Origin of the sequence: Brevibacillus sp. B_LB10_24 (assembly GCF_046036945.1) — a bacterium.
Taxonomy (GTDB): domain Bacteria; phylum Bacillota; class Bacilli; order Brevibacillales; family Brevibacillaceae; genus Brevibacillus_C.
Window position 1 is genome coordinate 160336 of the sequence record NZ_JBJQOQ010000004.1, and the last position, 19512, is coordinate 179847.

A 19512-nucleotide genomic window follows, 5' to 3' on the forward strand; every position below is an offset into this window, starting at 1 on the left:
GAAGAAAAGGAGGGAAACGCATGTTTGATCTATTTCTGGGCGGGTTTACAAATATCCTGAGTGATCCTACCGCCTTGGTGATGGCTGTACTCGGCGTCATTATCGGGATCGTGGTCGGAGCACTTCCCGGACTGACTGCCACGATGGGGGTCGCTCTGGTCTTGCCGATGACATTCGGCATGGAGCCGGTTGCCGGTCTTCTGCTGCTGTCCGGCGTTTACTTTGGCGGTGTGTACGGAGGCTCCATTACGGCCATTTTGCTGAACACGCCAGGGACACCTGCGGCAGCGGCAACCGCTTTGGACGGTTATGCCTTGGCTCAAAAAGGCAAGGCGGGAAAGGCACTCGGAACTGCTACTCTTGCTGCATCTATCGGCGGTACCATCAGTATCTTTGTCCTGATGTTCCTCTCCCCTATATTGGCCAATATCGCACTTGAATTTAGTGCCCCGGAGACGTTTGCTCTCGCCGTGTTCGGTCTGAGCATCATTGCCAGCCTTGCCGGCAAATCGTTGGTCAAAGGTCTGATCGCCGGCCTGGCCGGTCTGCTGCTTGCGATGGTGGGCCTCGATCCGATCCTTGGCTTGCCGCGCTTTACGGGGGGATACGAGGGGCTATTAAACGGTGTTCCCTTCATTCCGATCATGATCGGTTTGTTTGCAGCTTCGGAGGCGTTCAAGTCTCTCTCGGAAATGAATCTGAAAGAAAAGGTGAAAGTGAAGATCGAGAAGATCGTTCCCAGTTGGGGCGAATTTCGCGGGTTGATTCCCACGATTTTACGTTCGACCGGCATCGGGACCTTCATCGGGATCATCCCGGGTGCCGGTGCGGATATCGCTGCTTTCGTCGCCTACAACGAAACCAAACGATTCAACAAGGAGAAAGACAAAGAGCCCTCAGACGACAGAAGAATGGCCGGCGTTGCCGCTTGCGAAGCGGGCGGTAACGGATGTACCGGCGGGGCATTGGTTCCCCTCTTGACACTCGGAATCCCCGGCGACGCGGTGACGGCCGTCATGTTGGGAGCCTTGATGGTACAGGGGCTGCAGCCGGGACCGCTGCTTTTTAAAAACAACGGCGACCTCGTCTACACCCTGTTTATCGGAATGGTTATCTGCTATATCGTCATGTGTTTGCTGGGTCTGTTTGCTTCTCGTCTTTTTGCCAAAGTGGTGCAGATTCCCAAACAAATTCTGACCCCGCTCATCCTGGTTCTCTGTGTCGTAGGTTCCTATGCGATCAACAACAGCTTTTTTGATGTCGTCATCATGGCGGTGGCCGGCGTGATCGGTTTCTTCATGCAGAAACACGATTTCCCTGCTTCCCCGATTGTACTGGCGCTGATTCTTGGCCCTATGGCGGAAAGCCAGTTCCGCAGGGCGTTGGCGCTGTCCAGCGGAAGCTATGACATTTTTTATACGCGGCCGATTCCGTTGGTGCTCCTGCTGCTCTCGACCATTACGCTCCTGACTCCGATCGTAAAAGCCATTTTGCAGCAGAGAAAACGCGCTCATCAATAACGCAGCCTGGAGGAAATTCATCATGGACGTAGTTACTTTTGGAGAAACGATGGTATTGTTTACTCCAGAAAGCACCGGTATGATGCGCTATGCACATACGTACTCCCGAAAATTTGGAGGCTCCGAAACCAATTTTGCCATCGGGCTGGCAAGGCTGGGGCATTCTGTAGGCTGGATCAGCCGGGTCGGCAACGATGAGCTGGGCAAAGCGATGCTCTCCTTCGTACGCGGAGAAGGAGTAGACACGAGCTGTGTCCGCCTCGATCCGGAAGCGCCTACGGGCATTTACTTCAAGGAAATCCGCAAAGCAAATGATGTCAAGGTCTACTACTACCGGAAGGGCTCCGCAGCCAGCCGGATGACTCCAACGGATCTGAATGAAACGTATATCTCAAAGGCTCGTTACCTGTTTGTTTCAGGGATTACGCCTGCATTGAGCGAGACATGCTGCGACACCGTGTTTGAAGCGATACGCATGGCCAAGCGGAACGGTTTGACCGTCGTCTTCGACCCCAACCTTCGCAAAAAACTGTGGCCGGAAGTATCGGCTCGCAAAACGCTTTTAGAGATAGCTGCCCAGAGCGACATTATCCTGCCAGGCGTGTCTGAAGGAACGTTTCTTTTTGGCGACACTGATCCTGCCAAATTGGGACAGCACTTCCTCGAACTGGGTGCCAAGATTGTTGTACTGAAGCTCGGCGAACAAGGGGCTCACTACTTCACACCGGAAGAAAACCGGCATGTACCCGGTTTCCGCGTGGAGCAAATGGTGGATCCCGTCGGTGCGGGCGACGGATTTGCGGCCGGGTTTATCTCCGGGCTGCTGGATGGTCTGTCATTACAAGAAGCAGTCAAACGGGCCAATGCAGTCGGAGCCATCGTCACAATGGTAAACGGCGATGTCGAAGGATTGCCGGAACGGTCTGATTTGAAGAGGTTTGTGGAAGCGCCTGACGAAGAAGTAATCAGGTAAGTGAGTTTTGATACAGAGAGGAGAATGTGTGATGACCAAACTGGAAAAAATCCTCGACAGCGGTGTCGTGGCCGTGATTCGCGGGGCAAAACCGGAAAAGATCATGGCTGTGGCCAAGGCGCTCTACGAAGGAGGAGTCACGACGCTTGAAATTACGGTAGAGACTCCGAAGGTGCTTTCGCTCATCGAACAGGTCTCCGCGGAATATGGAGACAAGCTGGTGGTAGGCGCCGGGACGGTACTGGATCCGGAGACAGCTCGTGCTGCCATCATGGCTGGTGCTCAGTTTATCTTCTCCCCGACAGTAAATCCGAAGACCATCGAAATCACGAAGCGGTATGGGATTGTCAGCATCCCGGGTGCATTGACGCCGACAGAGATTTTGGCTGCGTATGAACGCGGAGCAGATGTCATCAAAGTATTTCCGGCCAATGTATTCGGTCCCGGCTATCTGAAGGACGTACACGGCCCGCTGCCGCAGATTCCGCTGATGCCGACGGGCGGGGTCGATCTGTCCAATACGGCCGCCTATATCAAGGCAGGTGCGGTAGCCGTAGGCGTCGGAAGCTCTCTGGTCAGCTTCAAGTCAGAGATGGACGAAGCGTATTTGGCTCATTTGACCCAGACTGCCCGCCGGTTCGTCGAGGTCGTCAAAGAGGCAAGGGCGTAGAAAAGAAGGGAGTCGGCGCCAATGACAAAACCGGTTGTGTTTATACCGAATCGCATTTCCGAATCAGCCCTGGCTCTGCTTGGTGAGCGCTGCGAAGTAGACTACCGCGATATAGAGGAAAAGCTTGATGACGAGTCCTTTTTCGCCGCCCTTCAGCAGGCAGACGGCCTGATGGTCTATTCCCGCCATAAAATCACTCCTGCTGTTCTGGATAAGGCTCCTCGTTTGCGCATCGTCAGCAATATTGCGGTCGGTTACGACAATTTGGACCTCCCTGCCCTGACGGCTCGCGGAATCCTCGCGACGAATACGCCTGATGTTTTGACCGAAACGACGGCAGATCTTACCTTCGCTTTGCTGATGGCGGCGGCCCGACGGATTCCGGAGGCAGACCGTTTCGTCAAGGACGGTCAGTGGAACGAATGGCGTCCCAGCCTGATGCTGGGAAAAGACGTGCATGGAGCAACAATCGGCATTGTGGGAATGGGCAGGATCGGGGAAGCCGTCGCCAGGCGCGCCAAGGGCTTTGACATGAAAATTCTTTACCATAACCGCTCACGCAAGTCAGATGCGGAACAATCCCTTGGGGCCGAGTACGTCACACTGGACGAGCTGCTCAGCAGGTCCGATTACGTCGTCTTGATGACGCCATTTACTCCAGATACGGAGGGGTTGATGGGAGCTCGCGAGCTTGGCTTGATGAAGAAAGACGCGATTCTGGTCAATACCTCTCGTGGACGCGTCGTCGATGAACAGGCGCTGATACAGGCATTGACGGAGCGGCAGATCGGCGGTGCCGCGCTGGACGTATTTCAGACCGAACCCATCCCAAAAGACAACCCTTTGCTTTCCTTGCCTCACGTGGTCACTTCCCCCCATATCGGCAGCGCTACAAGGGAAACGCGAGAAAAGATGGCAATGAAGGCAGCCCGCAACATGCTTGCCGGGTTATTCGGAGAGCGGCCTGAGAACTTGCTAAACCCTTCTTTGCTGCCCTAATCGACATTTGCTCAGAGCGTAAGCACCCCCTGTCCAAAATGATGGATAAGGGGTTTTTTTAAGTCATACACAGCTTTTCCAAGGGTTTTCCACATTTCTTTAAGGCAAATTTAAGATACGGGAACTACACTAGGGATGTGCCTGGGTACAACACATTCTGAAAGGGTGATAAGAGTATGTGGAGTAAAGCAAAAGTTGGTTTGGTCTTGGGAGCGATGGCAACTGTTTTGAGTGTAGGGAGCGCATATGCCGCCACTCCTTCTGTCGTAACAAATTCGGATCAGAGCGCGAAGCAAGACAATCTCAATAAAATCAAACTGGGCGTATTTAAAACACATAACGGACAAGGAAACGTGAAATATGTAAAGGGCGCCTCTCTTACGGAGAATGAGCAGCTGCTATCGCTCTTGAAGCTGGATGCGGAGGAGCTGAAAGCTCAGCTGAAGGACGGCAAGTCGCTGGCGCAAATCGCTGAAGCCCAAGGCGTCGCGGAAGACGACGTGATCAGCCTGCTGACCAAGCAGCATGAGGAGCAGCTGGCCAAAGCCGTAGAGGACGGCAAGCTGACCCAAGAACAAGCGGATAAGATGAAGGAAAAAACGGCCGAGATGGTCAAGAACATGGTTGAGAATACCCATCAGCGCATGGGCGGAGGATTTGGCGTAAAGTTTGACATCCGCGACAACCAGGAACTGCTGTCGCTCTTGAAGCTGGATGCGGAAGGGCTGCAAACGCAGCTGAAGAACGGCAAGTCGCTGGCGCAAATCGCTGAAGCCCAAGGCGTCGCGGAAGACGACGTGATCAGCCTGCTGACCAAGCAGCATGAGGAGCAGCTGGCCAAAGCCGTAGAGGACGGCAAGCTGACCCAAGAACAAGCGGATAAGATGAAGGAAAAAACGGCCGAGATGGTCAAGAACATGGTTGAGAATACCCATCAGCGCATGGGCGGAGGATTTGGCGTAAAGTTTGACATCCGCGACAACCAGGAACTGCTGTCGCTCTTGAAGCTGGATGCGGAAGGGCTGCAAACGCAGCTGAAGAACGGCAAGTCGCTGGCGCAAATCGCTGAAGCCCAAGGCGTCGCGGAAGACGACGTGATCAGCCTGCTGACCAAGCAGCATGAGGAGCAGCTGGCCAAAGCCGTAGAGGACGGCAAGCTGACCCAAGAGCAAGCGGATAAGATGAAGGAAAAAACGGCCGAGATGGTCAAGAACATGGTTGAGAATACCCATCAGCGCATGGGTGGAAAAGCGCTGGTAAAATTTGATGCGAAAGACAACCAGGAACTGCTGTCGCTCTTGAAGCTGGATGCGGAGGGGCTGAAAGCTCAGCTGAAGGACGGCAAGTCGCTGGCGCAAATCGCTGAAGCCCAAGGCGTCGCGGAAGACGACGTGATCAGCCTGCTGACCAAGCAGCATGAGGAGCAGCTGGCCAAAGCCGTAGAGGACGGCAAGCTGACCCAAGAACAAGCGGATAAGATGAAGGAAAAAACGGCCGAGATGGTCAAGAACATGGTTGAGAATACCCATCAGCGCATGGGTGGAAAAGCGCTGGTAAAATTTGATGCGAAAGACAACCAGGAACTGCTGTCGCTCTTGAAGCTGGATGCGGAGGGGCTGAAAGCTCAGCTGAAGGACGGCAAGTCGCTGGCGCAAATCGCTGAAGCCCAAGGCGTCGCGGAAGACGAGGTGATCAGCCTGCTGACCAAGCAGCATGAGGAACAGCTGGCCAAAGCCGTAGAAGAGGGCAAGCTGACGCAAGAGCAAGCGGATAAAGTGAAGGAAAAAACGGCCGAAATGGTCAAGAACATGGTCGAGAAGCATAAAGGCGATCGCCCGGAAAAAGTCATCATGAAACAACAAGCCGCAGGCGAATAAGCAAAAGTCATGCAAGGAGGCAGGTGATTATTCACCTGTCTTCTCGCGTGTGACCTGCATTGTTGATTGATTTTACCCGGTTGATTCGAACATACTGGGGAGGGAAGCATCCACATCTGCATAAGCGGGTTGACTCGCACAGATATACAGGTGAAAGAGGGATTGGAATGCGCATTTTAACAGTGGAGGACGAGCCGTCGCTGCTTCAGGCGATCGCCAGTGTTCTCGCGGACGAAGGATACCAAGTCGATCGTTCCGATCGAGGAGATGAAGGGCTGCTGCTTGCGGAGCGGGGAATTTACGACTTGCTGGTGTTGGATATAATGCTGCCTGGGCTGGACGGGCTGTCGATCATCAAGAAACTGAGGGCCAAAGGGGTGCTCACGCCAGTCCTGTTCCTCACAGCAAAAGACAGCGTAGAGGCGCGAGTCGAAGGCCTGGATGCCGGTGCTGATGATTACCTGATCAAACCGTTTGCCGTGGAAGAGCTGCTCGCCAGAACAAGGGCGCTGCTCAGGCGAAACGGAAAAATCGGCAAGGAAGGCGAGCTGGTATACGGGCCGATCTCGCTGAAGCCGCAGGAGTACGATGGGTACGCAGGGGAACACGCCTTGAAGTTAACCGGCAAAGAATATGAACTGTTGAAGTACTTCCTTCACAATCGGGAACAGATCCTGACACGAGAGCAAATCTTCGACAGGGTCTGGGGGATCGACTCCGAGGCAAATTACGGAGTGGTTGACGTCTATGTCCACTATCTGAGGAAAAAGCTGGGCGAGTACGGGTATCAGCACCTCGTCCGCACAATTCGCAATGTCGGCTACATGCTGAAGGAGAACAAGGAGAATGTTTAGGAGGACCCGCATTCGCCTGGTCACGCTCAATGTGATCGTGTTTATCCTGCTTTTAAACGGACTGGGTGGAGCGGTCTACTTCACGATGAAGTACCGGATGTTTTCACAGGTAGATGGTGAGTTGGAGAAGATCGCCAATCGCATCTATTCAACCCAACTCGTTCACCCCAAATTGGATCGAATCAGATGGCCCGATGTAGACCGCCGCATTGTATTTTTAATGTGGGATGATCAGGGCGGGATCCTGGGAAAAGCATACGGAGAATTCATGGAACCGGAAGACCTGCTCAAATTCCGGCCGACCCCAGACATGCAGGGGATCGATACGTTCACGGTCAGCGGTCTGCCCTACCGTGTTTATACACTGCCCGTTAACGACACGCTGTTTTTTAACGGCAAATTCAAGCGGTTGGAGCAGATTCAGTTGATCTACAATCTCGAGCCGGAAGGGAAAATGCTCAGCACGCTGCTGTACGTCATCGTGATCGGCGGATTGGCGAGTATCGTCATCGCCGGCCTTGCAGGCCTTTTTCTGGCAAAAAGGGCGCTGATTCCGATTCAGCTGTCCTGGGAGAAGCAGCAGCAATTCATCGCCGATGCTTCCCATGAACTGCGTACTCCCCTGTCGGTGATTCTGGTAAATCTTGAACGGCTGTTCCGCCATCCTGACCATACGATCGAGCAGGAAAGCGAAAGCATCTCCGTCAGCATTCAAGAAAGCAAACGAATGAACCGGCTGGTTTCCGATCTGCTCACACTGGCTCGTTCCGATTCCAATGAACGGCAAATCATGAAACAGCGAGTGAGATTGGATGAGATCGTACTGAAGAGCGTTCAGGCCTTTCAACAACTGGCCGAGGTGAAAGAGATACAGTTGCAGACCGATATCGAGCAGCCCCTGGAAGTTCTGGGCGACGAAGAGCGCCTGCGTCAGCTGATGGTGATTTTGCTGGATAACGCATTGAAATACTCGGAGCCGGCTGGGACCATTTCCGTATCGTGCAAGCGAGAGGGCAGTTCAGCCGCGATCACGGTGGCGGATACTGGAGTTGGCATACCGAAAGAGGACATCCCGTTTATTTTTGACCGGTTTTTCCGCGGAGATAAAATGCGGGCGGCAACGGTGGAAGGCAGCGGATTGGGCCTGTCCATCGCCAAGTGGATCGTCGACGCACACGGAGGCAAGGTGCGGGTGGAAAGCGAAACAGGCACAGGCACGAGTTTTTTCATTACGCTGCCGATCAAAGTGAAAGAGTGAACCCCCCTTCATTTACGGGCTTCTGCCCAGGAGAAGGGGGGGTTTGTAAGTGATGCGAATTTGCGTCACTTGATTTATTTTTGCTTCGCTATTTGATGCAAGGAAAATGGGGTAGGTACTGGCGTTTGCTTGAGAAAATGATGCAATCATGCTTCAATTGCGTATCGCGGGGATGCTCACTGGCTTGACAATCCTTTGGTTTGATTATTGGCACTATTATTGCTATTCAAATATAACAATATCGCTTTGAGGTGATCCGCTTGAAGGCATTGCCTGAGGTATGGGGCTGGATTGAATCGGAAAACGGAAAATGGACTGATCTGGGGCTCAGGATGGCCTCCGAAACAGCGCGGCTGGCCAGGTTGATTGGTGCACAGGCGTGCGGCATTGCGGCAAGCCAGGCGAAGGAAGCGGCGGCGGAGCTGAAACGCTGCGGAATCGGCAAAGCCTATCTGCTCCATCCGGATGACGGCGACGGCCGTTCACTCGAAGCCGGCGAGGTACTGCCTGGCTTGGCCAAGATGCTGGAGATCTGGCGTCCGCGGTGCCTGCTCCTGCCGGCCGATTCGCTGGGAAGTGAATGGGCGGCGCGGCTATCCCTCCGCTGTGAAGCCGATCTGCTGGGCGAGGTCGTCGATTACACCATGTCAAAAGGCAAGCTGCAGCTGCGGAAAAACGTCTACGGCGGGAAGGCGCATTCCTTGTTCTCGCTTGAAAACGAGGAGTTCTGCATTCTGACCGTCTCGCTCGCTTCCCTGGAGAAACGGGAGCAGCCCGTCGGCGAATGGGAAACCCACCTGTTTTCCTATACGCCGGAAGTTCAAAAGATCGCGTTGGAAAAAGTGGAGCCGATTCATTGGAGCGAGCTTTCCCTGAATGAGGCGGAGGTCATCATCGGCGTCGGCAGGGGAGTCGGCAGGAGCTGGATGGAGCAGATCAAAAGGCTGGCCGAAGCCTGGAACTGCCCGATCGGAGGCAGCAAGGTCGCCGATGAAAGCGGGCTGATCGCCCGGGAGTACCGCATCGGGGCCAGCGGAAAAACGGTAGCAAGCCATGTCTATGTGGCGATCGGCATATCGGGTGCGCCTCACCACCTCGCCGGGATCAAGGACGTAAAACACCTCGCTGTCATCAACCCCGACCTTGCCGCTCCCATCGCAGAAAACGCCGAAGTGGTCATCGGTCTTCCGGCGGAGGACGTGGTGTCGGCGATTTTGAAAATACTGGAAAACAGAGTGGAGGGGGTCTCTTGAGCAGGATAGCTGCCGTTCTGGAAGTGACGGCCGATCCGCGGGTGCTGCGGTACGACCTGCTTGGCGAAGCGTTGGAAGATGCGCTGCCGGTGATCAGTCGGCAAGACGCCGGTGTTCTGGAATGGGGCAAGCGGCTGTCCAAGGAACGCAACGGGGAGCTGTTCGTGATCGTCATCGGCAAGGCAGGGGACGAGGGGCTGCTGTCCCGGCTTTCTCTTGTCGGCGCCGCCCGCGTCTTTTTTCTGATCAGCCCGTATTCAGCCGTTGAGCAGCCGAGGGAGCGGGTGCGCCAGCTCGCTTCCCTGCTGCAGCGGCTTTCGCCCGAGATCGTCCTCTGCAGTGAAAGGCAGTCGGACGGCTTCCATTCGTTTACGGGCGGGTGGTTGGCGGAGCTGCTGCAGTTTACCCACTTGGGCGGCGTTGAAGCGGTCTATTCCGGGCCGGATCGGCGGCAAGTGCATGCCAGGACGATGTATAAGAAGGGATACAAAGGGACGTACCGGATCGAACTGCCGGCGGTAGTGTCCATCAGGCCGCAAGAGGTCGTCGCGTATGTGCCGCAGTTGAGCAGGGTTCATTTGCAGAGCAGAAAAGTGCCGATGGAGGCAGTCGCTATGGAACCGGACGTAGACCGGGGCGATCAGATGGGAGCAATCGCTTTTCAACGGTTGTGTGAGGTAAAACCGCGCACCAAAACAACTGCCCCGCCGCCAGCCGCCGCGGCGCCCGGAGCCGGCCCTGCCAGGGGCAACCCGCTGGCTGCCCGCATGAAGATGATGATGGGCGGCCGTCAGGCGGAAACAGCGGACCAGAAGACAAAAGAGATCGTAACCGATTCCGCCGACAAGGCAGCCCGGCTTTTGCTTGCGAAGTTGGAGGAATGGAGAAAGGAGGTGTGACGTGGACGTCTTTCGCCATACCTTTTGGGCGATACCGCCTGGACTGCAGATCGTGCTGTACGCAGCAAGCGCCGTCAGCCTGATCCTGTTTGGATACGGATTTTACCGCCGGTACCGGATGTGGAAAAAGGGCAGGCCTTCCCCGCTGTCGCTCGCCCAAGTCAAGTCTGTCCTGCTTTCGCGGCTCGCCGTGATTATTAGCCAACGACGGATACGCGAGGAGGAGCGGAGCGGCCGGATGCACATGCTGCTGAGCGCGGGCATGGTCGTTTTGTTTATCGGTACGGTGCTGGTCTTCTTCGACTACGATTTTCAGCTTCATTTTCTGCGCGGTTGGTTTTACCTGCTGTACGAGGCCGTCCTCGATTTATTCGGCGTCCTGTTTCTGATCGGAGTAGGGCTGGCGGTCGTCGATCGACTGCCCGGAAGGAGAATCGCCCGGCTTTTGTCCAAACCGGCTGATTACGCCATGTTAGGCTTGTTGTTCGCCATCGGCATCAGCGGTTTTGTGTTGGAGGCCCTGCGCTTGGCGATTACGCTTCCTGCGCACGGGGGGTGGTCGTTTGTCGGATACGCCCTGGGGCAGGGGCTGCTGCTAATGGGAGTAAACGAATCGTCGATACCTGTGTACCTGGCGGCCTGGGTGATTCACATGCTGCTCTCGCTCGCCTTCATCGCCCTGATTCCTTATACCAAGCTGATTCATATCTTCTTGGCTCCGATCAATATTCTGTTGACGGAACCGCTCACCGAGACCGATATCACCCCTGCCTTCAACCTGTCCCGGCAGTCTCTCGAAGAGGCGGCTGCAGCCGGCCGCGGACTCGGCGGAAGCAGGCCGAGAGACTTTACCTTTGCCCAGCTGTTAAGTGTGGATGCCTGCACTGAATGCGGCAGGTGCGATGAGGTGTGTCCGGCTGCGCAAAGCGGCAAGCCGCTGGCTCCGAGGAGCATCGTGCTGAAGCTGCGGGACCAGATGCACAGGCCGGATGAACCGCTCGCGGGCTTCAGCCAGGAGGAACTGCTCTCCTGTACGACTTGCGGAGCGTGCATGGAACGCTGTCCTGTCTCGATCAGACACGTGCCGATGATCGTCTCGCTGCGGCAGGGGCTGATCGGGGAAAACCTGCTGGAACCCCAGATGGCAGAGACCCTTGCGAATCTGCAAACCTACCACAATCCCTGGGGACATCCAGGCCATACCCGTACAGAGTGGACAAAGGGACTGCAGGTGAAAGTGGCAGAAAACAGAGAGGAGGCCATGTAATGGAAATCTTGTACTGGGTAGGCTGCGCCCCAGCCTTCGATCCGCGGGCCCGGGAGATCGCCCGTGCCCTCGTGAGCGTGCTGCAAAAGGCCAAGGTCGACTTTGCGATTCTCGGGAAACGAGAGCGCTGCACCGGCGATCTTGCCCGGCGTACAGGGGATGAAGCGCTGTTTCAGGAACTGGCAATCCATAATATCGGTACTCTGCACGAGCACAAAGTTAAGAAGATTTTGACTACCTGCCCGCATTGTCTGCACACCATCGGAAGAGAGTACAAGGCGTTTGGCGGAGATTTTGAAGTAGTTCATCACAGCCAGTACCTGTCCCAACTGATCGAAGAAGGACGTTTGACTCTGACCAAACCCCTGGCCCAGTCGGTCACCTATCACGACCCTTGCTATTTAGGCAGGCATAACGGTGTAACTGAAGAACCTCGACGGGTGCTGCAGGCGGTCGCCGGCGGCCCGGTCGTCGAAATGAAGCGAAGCCGGGAGAAAGGCTTCTGCTGCGGCGCAGGCGGCAGTTCGATCTGGGGAGGCAACCGGCAGGGCGAGAAGATCAATCACATCCGGGCCGTGGAAGCGGCCGAGACAGGTGCGGAGGTGATCGCCAGCGGATGTCCTTTTTGCGCGATTATGCTGGAGGAAGGGCTGGGACTGGCGGGAAAACAGCTGCCGGTAAAAGATATTGCGGAGTTGATCGACGAGCATACCGCTTAATCTGACAAGGGAGAGGATCACAATGGAACCGTTTCAATTTTTGTTCACGCCGGTAAAAGTAGGGCGGCTGATTTTGCAAAATCGCATCATGAGCACAGGGCATATGACGACATTTGTCGAGAACCGCCTGCCCAATGACCGCTTGATCGCTTACCATGAAGAGCGGGCCAAAGGAGGAGCGGGCCTGATCGTCATGGAGGCGAATGCGGTACACCCGACCGCTTATTTTACGGCGGATACGCTGGTCGCTTACACGGACGAAATCATTCCGTATTATCAAAAGCTGGCTGAAGCGGTACACAAATACGGGACGAAGATGTTCGTGCAGCTGTTTCACCCCGGAAGAGAGGTCAACGAGATAGGTCCTCCCGGTTTTCCCGGCGTCTCTCCATCGGCGACGCCGACAGCGCGGTTTAAGAACATACCGAAGGAATTGGAAGTGGAAGAGATCCAGGAGATCATCGAGGGCTATGCCGCAGCGGCTATGCGGGTCAAGCAAGGGGGGCTCGACGGGGTAGAGCTGGTGGCTTCCCATGGGTATCTGTTCAACCAGTTCTGGTCGCCGAACATCAATTTTCGTGACGATCAGTACGGCGGAGATTTTGCAGGCAGAATGCGCTTTACGATTGAAGTGATCCAGCGCGTCCGGGAGGCGGTAGGGGATGACTTTGTCGTCGGCATGAGGCTGAGCGGCGACGACCTGGCTGACCAGGGGATGATGACTGACGAAATTTTGAAAATTTGCGAATATATTGAAGAGACGGTCGGACTGGACTACTTTAACGTTACTGGAGGACATTCTTCGACAGAGACTGCGGCGGTATTCATTGCCCCGCCAGCTCCGGTAGAGCCCGGCGTCTTCGCCCCTGTTGCCGGACAGTTCAAATCGCGGCTGAATGCGCCTGTGTTTATGAACCTGAGAGTCAACGACCCGGTGATTGCCGATAAAATCCTGGCGAGCGGGCAGGCCGACGTCGTGGGGATGACGCGGGCGCTGATCTGCGATCCGCACATGCCCAACAAGGCCAGCCAGGGAAAAACAGAAGAAATCCGCTACTGCATCGGCTGCAACCAGGCTTGTATCGGTCACATGGAAATCGGGCTGCCGATCAGCTGCATTCAGAATCCCGTGACAGGCCGGGAGCTTCAGTACGCCCAGATGCCGAAGGCACAGAAAGCGAAGAAGGTACTGGTGGTCGGAGGCGGTCCCGCCGGAATGAAGTGCGCAGTGATCGCGGCCCAGCGGGGACATGAGGTGCATCTGTACGAAAAAGAAGCGGAGCTGGGCGGGCTTGTCCGTACGGCGATCAAAGCGCCCAACCGCAGCGAATTCGGCGATCTGATCTTGAATTTGCAGCGGGAGCTGAAATTTGCCGGAGTGCACGTCCGCTTGCAGGCTCCAGTCGATGAAGCGGTCGTGCAAGAGCTGAATCCGGATGTGATCGTAATGGCCGTTGGCGGTGTGCCGTACTTTCCGCAGATTGGCGGAACCGATCAGAAAAACGTCTACTCTGTCGAGGCTGTTCTGAATGGGCAGGCTGACCCTGGGCAGCGGGTCGTCGTCTACGACTGGAACGGGGATTGGGCTGGTGTCGGTGTGGCTGAATTCCTCGCCGATCAAGGGAAGGATGTGGAGATCGTCTCCGGCACTCATGTCGTCGCCGGCAAACTGCAACGGTATTTGCGGGATGTGTATTTAGGCAACTTGTACACCAAACGGGTAAAAATGACTCCGCACTACCGCATCCAGGAAATTAACGGCAGCTCGATTCTGTTCTATAATATGTTTAACTACGAACCTTACCAGATCGACGATGTCGACGGGATCGTCCTAGCGACGGGCTACATTCAGCGGACGGACTTGTACTACAATCTGAAGCAGCTTGGAAAGGAAATCCATCGCATCGGCGATTGCCTGGCTCCGCGGACGGCGGAGAACGCGATACTGGAAGGATTGGAGCTGGCCGCCAAGTTATAGAGAGGTGAACGTAATGCCGCCGGAGGAAATAGAGGAAATGCAGCAGGTGGACAAGACGAAGGAATTGCTGTCAGAATTGCAGTTGATTTTTGACCATTCATTCGACGAGATATACGTCGCCGACGGCCAGGGGGTTACCCTGTACGTCAATCCGGCCTGCGAGCGCACGACGGGGAAGCCGCCGTCTTATTACATCGGACGCAGTTGTTACGAATTGGAACAGGACGGGGATATTATTCATTCCTTAAATCCCAAGGTGATTGAAACCAAGCAAATGCAGACAGGGAGAGTCATCGTCGGCGGCAAACAGTTTATCGTCACAGCCAATCCGGTGTTTGACAAAGAGGGCAAGCTGCACAGGATTATCAGCAACGTCCGGGATGTCACCGAGCTGGCAGAGCTTCAGAAGCGCCTGGAAGAAGCGGAAAAGCTGGTCGGCTACTATCGGGATGAACTGAATCAACTGCGGAGCGATCAGTCCAAAGACAAAGACATCATCGCCCAAAGCAAAGTGATGACGGACATCCTGCAATTGGCCCAGAAGATTGCCGTGGTAGACTCCACAGTTCTTTTGCTGGGCGAATCAGGGGTGGGCAAAGGCGTCCTGGCCAAGTATCTTCACACGCACAGCCCGCGGAAGGACCAGCCATTTGTCCATATTAACTGCGGAGCGATTCCGGCCAATCTGCTGGAATCCGAGCTGTTTGGATATGAAGCGGGAGCATTCACTGGTGCCGAGAGGCGGGGGAAGACCGGGCTGATCGAGTCCGCCGACAAAGGCACGCTGTTTTTGGATGAAATCGCCGAAATTCCTCCAGCCTTGCAAGTGAAAATCCTGCAGGTTATACAGGAAAAGAAATTTAAGAAGCTGGGTGGGAGCAGGCCGGTTGAGGTTGACGTGAGGATCATCGCGGCTACCCACCGCGACCTTCAGCAGATGGTGAAAAACGGAGAATTCCGCGAAGACCTGTTTTACCGGATTCACGTCATCCCGATCCATATTCCGGCCATCCGCTACCGCCCGGAGGACATCCGCTTGCTGATCGAACACTTTAGGCAGTACTTCAATGGAAAATTTGGCCGCAGCGTCAAGCTTGAAGAGGAGGCGCTGCAATCTCTGCTCGCTTACCATTGGCCGGGCAACGTCCGGGAGATCGAAAATCTGATGGAACGGTTGATCGTCACAGTGGATTCCAGTGTGATCAAGGCGGAAGATCTGCCGGACTACCTGCAGCCGGCCCCCTTTTCCGGGGAAGAAGCCGTGATAGTCAAGGAGCTTGTGCCGATCAAGGAGGCGGTGGAGGAAGTGGAGAAGCAGATTCTTCACCGCGCCTGGAAGCAGTACCGGACGTCGCGGAAAATCGCCCGCGTGCTTGGCGTGAATCAAGCCACTGTGCTGAGAAAAATGCACAAGTACCAGATTGGCGAACCGGAGGAAGCGGACTAAAAAGGATTTTCTTTCCTGACTCGCGAACATATCTTAGTGCTTCAAACAGATATGATGTCGATTGTCAGGCGGGGGGCCATACAGAATGCCGGCTATATCCAAAAATCAATTATGTCCATGCGGTTCCAGGAAGAAGTACAAACTCTGCTGTATGCCCGGAAGCACCGAGCCGCGGGCAGCGTGGAGATGGAAGTCAACCGAATTGGAAAGGGCCATAGAAGAAAGAAGGCGGGACGCCATGGAAGTGTTTGGAGGCGTTCTCGTGCACAACGTCGAAGAAGACCTTTTGCCAATCATTGAAGGCATCCGCCCTTCCGGCCTGCGCACGTATACGCTGTTTCGACTGGAACAGGCCATACACGAATTGCGTCAACCCCATCCGCGGGACCGCGTGCTGCTGGCTTTGTTCAGCGACCTCTTCTGGGCGCTTACCCGCAAAGAAGAGTACTATGGGAAGAGGATGGCGGAAGTGCTGGCTGGCAAGTCCAGACTGGTTCCGCTGTCTGTACCCGATAGGTTGACGATATTTGAAGAGCAGGTGGCCCGCGATCACTGCGCGGAAGCGTGCCTGCTCGACTTCGCCATGCTGCCGCAAGGAGCCAGCCTTGACTACGGCGCACTTCGGTTTACATGTGAATTTGTTTACCGCCTGCTGAAAGAGGGCATTCCCGAGGGGACTTACTTTAAGGCGGCGATTTTATACACAGATACCGGTGATACACTGGTCGACTGGAAGCTGTTTTCCACTTCGGAAAGACCGGATTACGTCTGGATGGAAGTCAAGGCGATGGATGAGCTGGAAAACGAGTACAAGAAGTTGCAGCAGGTCCTGTACGCTTTTACCGATGAATCTTTGCGCACCATCGCTACGGCGATTGACGCTGAAAACAAGCTGTCGGAGAAATCGCCGGAACTGATCTCCTATCAATTTTTGGCGATGAGTTACTTCGGCGTCCTGGAGCAGGAGCTGCGGGCGCTGATTCAACAGCGGGAGCAGATGCCGCAGTCCAAACGGCTGATGTGGCGGGAGATTACCAGTTACTTACTGGAGCATCCGCTGCCGATCTTGTCCCAGTACATCCCCGACTTTGTGAAGATCATGGACTCGCTGAACGGAATCCGCAATCGGGCCGCCCACGGGGAATTCATTTCCCATCAGATGTACCAGCAGGTTCGCAGCTTTGTCTGGACGCAGCGGGCGCTGGAGTATTTGTGTTGGGAAAAGGCAGGAGCAGTCCCGCCGTACGCCCACGCTGTGTTCGACCTGACAGAGTTGGGAGTGCTTCCCGCCGAATGGACGGACGGCGACTCGGATGGGGCGGCACCGTTGCCGAAGTTGCGAGAGGCGATCCCTGAGAATCCGCAGCTTGCCTATGACCGGGCAGCGGAACTATATCGGCAGGAGGACTATGAGGAGGCTTATCGCTTCGCTCACAGCAGCGCCCAGGCAGGGCATATTCCCTCCTATCGACTCATCGCAGAAATGTATGAGCAGGGGCTCGGCGTTGCCCAGAGCGACTTCCAGGCAGCCAAATGGCTGAGAAAAGGGGCGGAAGCGGGCGATGCGCACTGCCAGTTCTGGTATGGCATCAACCTGCTGCACGGCGACGGGGTAAAAAAGGACGCCAAGCAGGCCATTTACTGGATGGAGAAGGCGGCTGCAAACGGGGAAAGAAAGGCATGCACCCAACTCGGTTCCTTGTACTACAGCGGCAAAGGCGTCAAACCCAGTGTAAAGAAGGCGTTTGAATGGTCGCTGAAAGCCGCCGAGATGGGCGATGCCGTCTCCCAGTACAACATAGGCATTATGTATGAGAAAGGTCAATACGTCGCCCAAAATCATGAAGAGGCCCGCCGGTGGCTGCAGGCGGCAGCTGACCAGCATTTCGAGCGGGCGATTGTCGCATTGAATGAACGATTTGGTTGAAGAAAAAAGCGATGAAAGATGGCGAGGGGCAAACATGGATAGACAAGCAGAGTACTTTATCGAAGCGATGGGGGATGTCCGCCTGGATCCTTCTCTGCCCAACTGGTACCGGTTTACCGAGCGATGGTGGGGGGTCGACGAATACGATGCGTTAACTAATGCGATGCTTGGCCACGAAAAGCTGGCGAAGCTGGACAAAGGGTATCTGATCGTCCGGGCCACGGTGCGAGCGACGGGCAGGCGCCGCCAGGGAAACAAGTCTCCCTATCCTTTTGACAAATGCTATGAAACCAATCCGAACGTCAAGGGCGACGTCACGCGTGCTTGGCTGCGCCTGCAGTTTTGCGAGACGGAAGAGAAGCTGCACGCCTACTGGCACAGCATCAAGGAAAAGTATACTTTTGACGAGCGCACCTGGTCCCAGGTGGAAGCTTGTTACTTGAGACAGCTGCAGCGGATTCGCCTGGGAGAAGCAGGGCCGATCCGGTATGAGCTGCGCCACGGATTGCCGGAATGTGCCGGGGAGAAAGAGACGTTTCTCCATTACGTGAAGCGGGCGGTGGAACTGCTGCGCCTGTCGGGTTACCGGGTTCAAAAAGAAGCGGGCAAATATCTGGTGCAAAGGCCGCTGTGGCTCGACCCCTCGCCATTTGCCCGCGGGTCAAGCGAATGGAGGGCGACGCCGCTTGACTTGATTCTGATCTGCGAGCGGATGATGACGCAAAGACAGTGTGATGTGATCCCCGTGATGGAGTGTCACGGTTACGTGTTTGCGTCGGAAGACAAGATTCGGGATATTTTTCAGAAGTTTACAGAAAAAGGAATTACGCTTATCCTGGACGTCGACGATGTGGGTGCCAAATCCTTGTACACGCTGGCGGAAGCAGCCGGACAGGCCAGGGACTTGTTTGCCCAATTGCAGGTCAAATTGGTAGCCGACTATACGGACCCGGATGCTTTTCACGAATCGGACGGCCTGCCGGATGATTATTACCACAATCTCGATAACATGTTGGAGCGGTGATGGCGGCTGATTATTTCCACCAATCGTCAAAGACCGTGATGGGGCGGCGGCGTTTATGTTCGGTACGCAAATACCAACCCTCAATCTTTTCTCTTGCCGTTTCCGATACAGTCTTTCCTTCCAGATAATCATCGATTTCATCATAGGTTACGCCGAGGGCGACTTCGTCTGGCAGTTGCGGCTTGTCATCTTCCAGGTCTGCAGTCGGCGTTTTCAAATACAGCTGTTCGGGACAACCTAGCGCTTCCAAGATCATTTTTCCTTGCCGCTTGTTCAGCCGGAAGAGAGGAGCGAGGTCTGCTGCCCCATCCCCGAACTTCGTGTAAAATCCGGTCACCGCTTCGGCTGCATGATCTGTTCCGAGCACAACTCCTCTGTAATGGCCCGCAATGGTATACTGGACCTCCATCCGGTGCCTCGCCTTGATATTGCCGTGCAGAAATTTCGAAATTCCGGTGCCGAGCGCTTTGGTGACAGCAGCAGCGCTTGCATCTACAGCGTCCTTGATATTTACCGTCAACAGCAGATCCGGTTGAATAAAGTTCATAACCGCCTCTTCATCATGCTCGTCGGCTTGCGCTCCATACGGCAGCCGCACACCGATAAAACGATAATTGGCAGCAGCAACTTCCTTGTTCATCTCGGTGCAAGCAGTCTGGGCAATCTTCCCCGTAAGGGTAGAGTCTTGGCCGAGCGACAGTCCAAGTACAAGCGATTTAATCCCCGGATTTTTGCGAAGGTAGTTCTTCAGAAAATCGACACTCCTGCGAAATTCCGCCTGCGGGTCAATCTCGGGCTGTACACCCAGCGCTTCGATGATGGTTTGCTGCAGTGTTGCGTCCATTGA

The 19512-nt window shown here is 55.1% G+C and carries 16 protein-coding genes and 1 pseudogene; 16 read left to right on the forward strand and 1 reads right to left on the reverse strand.

Going from position 1 to position 19512, the window contains the following annotated elements; all coding sequences use genetic code 11:
- Window positions 1-20 precede the first annotated feature (20 nt).
- The 16 genes and pseudogenes from ACI7RC_RS06480 to ACI7RC_RS06555 all read left to right on the forward strand — a co-directional run bounded on the left by ACI7RC_RS06480 (window position 21) and on the right by ACI7RC_RS06555 (window position 18665).
- A complete protein-coding gene (locus ACI7RC_RS06480; RefSeq protein WP_408107416.1) occupies window positions 21-1520 on the forward strand; it encodes a tripartite tricarboxylate transporter permease in 1500 nt (499 codons plus the stop codon).
- A gap of 22 nt (window positions 1521-1542) precedes the next feature.
- The gene (locus tag ACI7RC_RS06485; protein WP_408107417.1) at window positions 1543-2493 is read left to right on the forward strand and encodes a sugar kinase; all 951 of its coding nucleotides are present in this window, start codon (window positions 1543-1545) and stop codon (window positions 2491-2493) included.
- Between the two features lie 31 nt (window positions 2494-2524).
- On the forward strand, window positions 2525-3163 hold the full coding sequence (locus ACI7RC_RS06490; protein WP_408107418.1) for a bifunctional 4-hydroxy-2-oxoglutarate aldolase/2-dehydro-3-deoxy-phosphogluconate aldolase: 639 nt from the start codon (window positions 2525-2527) through the stop codon (window positions 3161-3163).
- A gap of 21 nt (window positions 3164-3184) precedes the next feature.
- Window positions 3185-4162 carry a 2-hydroxyacid dehydrogenase gene (locus ACI7RC_RS06495; protein WP_408107419.1) on the forward strand — a complete coding sequence of 326 codons (978 nt, stop codon included), beginning with the start codon at window positions 3185-3187 and terminating at the stop codon, window positions 4160-4162.
- 176 nt (window positions 4163-4338) lie between these two features.
- Window positions 4339-6039 (forward strand): hypothetical protein, encoded by a 1701-nt coding sequence (locus ACI7RC_RS06500; RefSeq protein ID WP_408107420.1) that lies wholly within the window; start codon window positions 4339-4341, stop codon window positions 6037-6039.
- A 167-nt stretch (window positions 6040-6206) separates the two neighbouring features.
- Window positions 6207-6893, forward strand: coding sequence for a response regulator transcription factor (locus tag ACI7RC_RS06505; protein WP_408107421.1), 687 nt, complete (start codon window positions 6207-6209; stop codon window positions 6891-6893).
- Window positions 6886-8151, forward strand: coding sequence for a sensor histidine kinase (locus ACI7RC_RS06510; protein WP_408107422.1), 1266 nt, complete (start codon window positions 6886-6888; stop codon window positions 8149-8151). Before ACI7RC_RS06505 ends, ACI7RC_RS06510 begins: the two co-directional genes overlap by 8 nt.
- 260 nt (window positions 8152-8411) lie before the next feature.
- Window positions 8412-9404 (forward strand): electron transfer flavoprotein subunit alpha/FixB family protein, encoded by a 993-nt coding sequence (locus ACI7RC_RS06515; RefSeq protein ID WP_408107423.1) that lies wholly within the window; start codon window positions 8412-8414, stop codon window positions 9402-9404.
- The gene (locus ACI7RC_RS06520) at window positions 9401-10303 is read left to right on the forward strand and encodes an adenine nucleotide alpha hydrolase family protein (protein WP_408107424.1); all 903 of its coding nucleotides are present in this window, start codon (window positions 9401-9403) and stop codon (window positions 10301-10303) included. The genes ACI7RC_RS06515 and ACI7RC_RS06520 overlap by 4 nt, the downstream gene beginning before the upstream one ends.
- A gap of 1 nt (window position 10304) precedes the next feature.
- The gene (locus ACI7RC_RS06525) at window positions 10305-11570 is read left to right on the forward strand and encodes a 4Fe-4S dicluster domain-containing protein (RefSeq protein ID WP_408107425.1); all 1266 of its coding nucleotides are present in this window, start codon (window positions 10305-10307) and stop codon (window positions 11568-11570) included.
- Window positions 11570-12289 (forward strand): (Fe-S)-binding protein, encoded by a 720-nt coding sequence (locus tag ACI7RC_RS06530; RefSeq protein ID WP_408107426.1) that lies wholly within the window; start codon window positions 11570-11572, stop codon window positions 12287-12289. The genes ACI7RC_RS06525 and ACI7RC_RS06530 overlap by 1 nt, the downstream gene beginning before the upstream one ends.
- Window positions 12290-12311: 22 nt before the next feature.
- The gene (locus ACI7RC_RS06535) at window positions 12312-14267 is read left to right on the forward strand and encodes an oxidoreductase (RefSeq protein WP_408107427.1); all 1956 of its coding nucleotides are present in this window, start codon (window positions 12312-12314) and stop codon (window positions 14265-14267) included.
- 13 nt (window positions 14268-14280) lie between these two features.
- On the forward strand, window positions 14281-15714 hold the full coding sequence (locus ACI7RC_RS06540; RefSeq protein WP_408107428.1) for a sigma-54 interaction domain-containing protein: 1434 nt from the start codon (window positions 14281-14283) through the stop codon (window positions 15712-15714).
- An 85-nt stretch (window positions 15715-15799) separates the two neighbouring features.
- A pseudogene (locus ACI7RC_RS06545) lies at window positions 15800-15871 on the forward strand (SEC-C metal-binding domain-containing protein); the annotation flags it as partial.
- Between the two features lie 81 nt (window positions 15872-15952).
- Window positions 15953-17641 (forward strand): tetratricopeptide repeat protein, encoded by a 1689-nt coding sequence (locus ACI7RC_RS06550; RefSeq protein ID WP_408107461.1) that lies wholly within the window; start codon window positions 15953-15955, stop codon window positions 17639-17641.
- A gap of 34 nt (window positions 17642-17675) precedes the next feature.
- Window positions 17676-18665 (forward strand): hypothetical protein, encoded by a 990-nt coding sequence (locus ACI7RC_RS06555; RefSeq protein ID WP_408107429.1) that lies wholly within the window; start codon window positions 17676-17678, stop codon window positions 18663-18665.
- A 10-nt stretch (window positions 18666-18675) separates the two neighbouring features.
- Here the strand turns inward: ACI7RC_RS06555 and nadE are convergent, their stop codons facing one another.
- Window positions 18676-19509, reverse strand: a complete 834-nt coding sequence (gene nadE / locus ACI7RC_RS06560; RefSeq protein WP_408107430.1) for an ammonia-dependent NAD(+) synthetase — start codon at window positions 19507-19509, stop codon at window positions 18676-18678.
- Between the last annotated feature and the right edge of the window lie 3 nt (window positions 19510-19512).